The sequence below is a fragment of the Bradyrhizobium sp. genome, assembly GCF_049586575.1.
Classification (GTDB): domain Bacteria; phylum Pseudomonadota; class Alphaproteobacteria; order Rhizobiales; family Xanthobacteraceae; genus Bradyrhizobium.
Map to the genome: position 1 here is coordinate 1 of NZ_JBAVCF010000487.1, position 2,256 is coordinate 2,256.

The window sequence follows — 2,256 nt, forward strand, 5'->3', positions numbered from 1 at the left end:
TCCGCGAATCGGCCGTATCCTGATTGCCCAGGGCCGCGACGCTGCCGACGTTCCAATTACCCAGACATTCGGACCAAACACGCTGGTCAGCTTCACGGTCTGGACCGATGAGGTCGTATAATCGCGAGTTCTTTCACGATAAGGCCGGAAGCCATTTCCGCTCATACGCAAACAGGCGGCATGGGCTGCGATTGCAGCCGCCGTGTCGTTCGTCGCACAGGCGATGGAAAACCGCCGGTCTGACGAGCGATACCTTCAACCAAGATCCCGGCCGCTAGGGTGGCCTGAGAGCAAATGGAGCCTCCATGAACGAACGGCTGGAAACACTTAAGAAAGCCCGCGAACGCATGATCGAGGAACGGGACGCGCATGTGAAGGTGCTGGCGGCGCCCTTCGACCGAGATAAGGCGGAGCGAGCACGCAACAAATTCCTCGAGACTCAGATGGTGATCGACGCGCTGGAGCGCGCCATCAACGCGGAGGAACCTACCCTGCCCGCGCCTTGAGCCTGTGTCGCCAATTTCGAGACAGGCGGACCGAACAACTAATCCATGGCTATTCGCCGCCAAAGCGCGCACAATCGCGCGTTACTGATCGGGCCACACCGTCAAAGACATCTGCATCCGGTCAGTATCGAAGAACTCCGGGAGAGCGACATGGCCAAAGGCGAGCAAAAAGGCAATCGGGAAGCCAAGAAACCCAAGAAAGAGAAGATCAAGACAATTGCCGCGGCGCCGAGCCAGAAGACCGCCGCGTGGCAGCCGAGCTTCGCTTCCGGGAAGAAGAAATAACGACACCGGACAACGTCGGGATTCGACGCGCTATCCAGACGCATTCGAACGTGTCTCGTCTGCGAGTGCTGCGCCATTGGGCACTGGATTGAGATATCCCTTCGCCCAAGCCAACAGGGTTATATTGTCCGCAAAGGAATTTGAATGAAAACGATTATCATCCTGTTGACGCTCTGCGCATGCGCGCAAGGCGCGCGTGCCGCTGGACCGGACTGTCGCGCGATCCAAGCGGCAGGCGAGCGGCTGGCTTGTTACGATGCGGCGTCGCTTCCGAAAAAGGACAAGCCGGCCTTGGTCGGATCCGACGCATCGCGCGCTGCCTACAAAGACCCGCTCATCGAGGAAGACGCGCGAACCGCAGCCAAGCTGAAGAATATCTGCCGCGGCTGTTGATGCGGACGGTCAAACGGATGCGCCCTGCCCGGTCCACCTGTCGGTTCATGCGGACTGCCTGTAATGCCGGGACAACAGTGGCTTGAGTACGAAGAATGCCGCCAGGGCCGCAACCAGGTCCATCGCAGCGACGATATAAAAGACCGTCGTCCATGTTCCGGTGGCAGACATGATCAAATTGGCAATCGGGACGAAGAACGAAGCAAAGCCTGCTGAGAGAAATAGAACACCGTAAATCTTCCCGATGTGCAGTGTGCCAAAGGCATCACCGATCGTCGCTCCAAACAGGCTGTAAATCTCGCCCCAAGCGAGAAAAACCAGGCCGCTGAGCGCAATGAAAACGACAGGGTGCCTGCCGAACGTCGCCAGCGCCAGAACTCCAGCAGCTTCCAGAGAGAAGGCGAGGAGCATCGTCGTCTCGCGTCCGATGTGATCGGAAATCCAGCCGAACAGCGGACGGGAGATCCCGTTCGTAATGCGATCAACGATCAGGGCAAAGGGCAAAGCGGCCATGCTGAACAGACCAAGATCGACGGGTATATCCTTGATGCCGAAGTCCTGAGCGATCAGGCTGAGTTGCGCCACCGCCATCAGGCCGCCGGTGGCAACGCAGGCAAACATGACCATCATGACCCAGAGAACCGGCGTCCGTAGCGCTTCGACCAGTGTGAAGTCGCGGCGTGACTGCTGAACGATCGTCGAATATGTTACCTGACCGGGGTCTGGCGAGCGCATAAACCAGCCTGCCGCAATAATGATGATCCCCTGAATCAAACCATAGACGAAGAAAGCGTGGGCATATCCGCTTGTTTCGATCATGCTGGCGATCGGTAGAACGGTAAGTAAGGTGCCTGACCCATAGCCGGCAGCCATGATACCAACCGCAAGTCCCCGCCGATCCGGAAACCACTTCAAGGCGCTGTTCACGGCACACGCATTGACGCAACCGGCTGCAATGCCTCCGATCAAGGCGCCGAAATAGAAACCCGGGAGCACAGTGGCGGCAGAGTTGATAATCCAGGAGAGGCCGGCTGCAAATCCACCGAGAATAATGACCGGACGCAGTCCGTAG

At 58.2% G+C, this 2,256-nt stretch carries 4 protein-coding genes and 1 pseudogene; 4 read left to right on the forward strand and 1 reads right to left on the reverse strand.

What is annotated here, in order from left to right:
- From WB528_RS18795 to WB528_RS18810, 4 genes and pseudogenes are all read left to right on the forward strand, one after another.
- Positions 1 to 121: pseudogene (locus WB528_RS18795) on the forward strand (transglutaminase family protein); the annotation flags it as partial.
- 184 nt (positions 122 to 305) lie between these two features.
- On the forward strand, positions 306 to 506 hold the full coding sequence (locus WB528_RS18800; protein WP_423889900.1) for a hypothetical protein: 201 nt from the start codon (positions 306 to 308) through the stop codon (positions 504 to 506).
- Between the two features lie 150 nt (positions 507 to 656).
- Positions 657 to 791: a hypothetical protein gene (locus WB528_RS18805; RefSeq protein WP_423889901.1), complete on the forward strand. Its 135-nt coding sequence runs from the start codon at positions 657 to 659 to the stop codon at positions 789 to 791.
- 144 nt (positions 792 to 935) lie between these two features.
- Entirely contained in the window at positions 936 to 1,184 is a 249-nt protein-coding gene (locus WB528_RS18810) for a hypothetical protein (protein ID WP_423889902.1), read from the forward strand.
- A 45-nt stretch (positions 1,185 to 1,229) separates the two neighbouring features.
- Here the strand turns inward: WB528_RS18810 and oxlT are convergent.
- Positions 1,230 to 2,256, reverse strand: a 1,027-nt coding sequence (gene oxlT / locus WB528_RS18815) for an oxalate/formate MFS antiporter (RefSeq protein WP_423889903.1), incomplete at its 5' end; no start/stop codon positions are given.

Excerpts from the sequence above, each read along its gene's own strand:
- WB528_RS18800 (WP_423889900.1), top strand. The coding sequence starts at position 306 with ATGAACGAACGGCTGGAAACACTTAAGAAAGCCCGCGAACGCATGATC.
- WB528_RS18805 (WP_423889901.1), top strand. The coding sequence starts at position 657 with ATGGCCAAAGGCGAGCAAAAAGGCAATCGGGAAGCCAAGAAACCCAAG.
- WB528_RS18810 (WP_423889902.1), top strand. The coding sequence starts at position 936 with ATGAAAACGATTATCATCCTGTTGACGCTCTGCGCATGCGCGCAAGGC.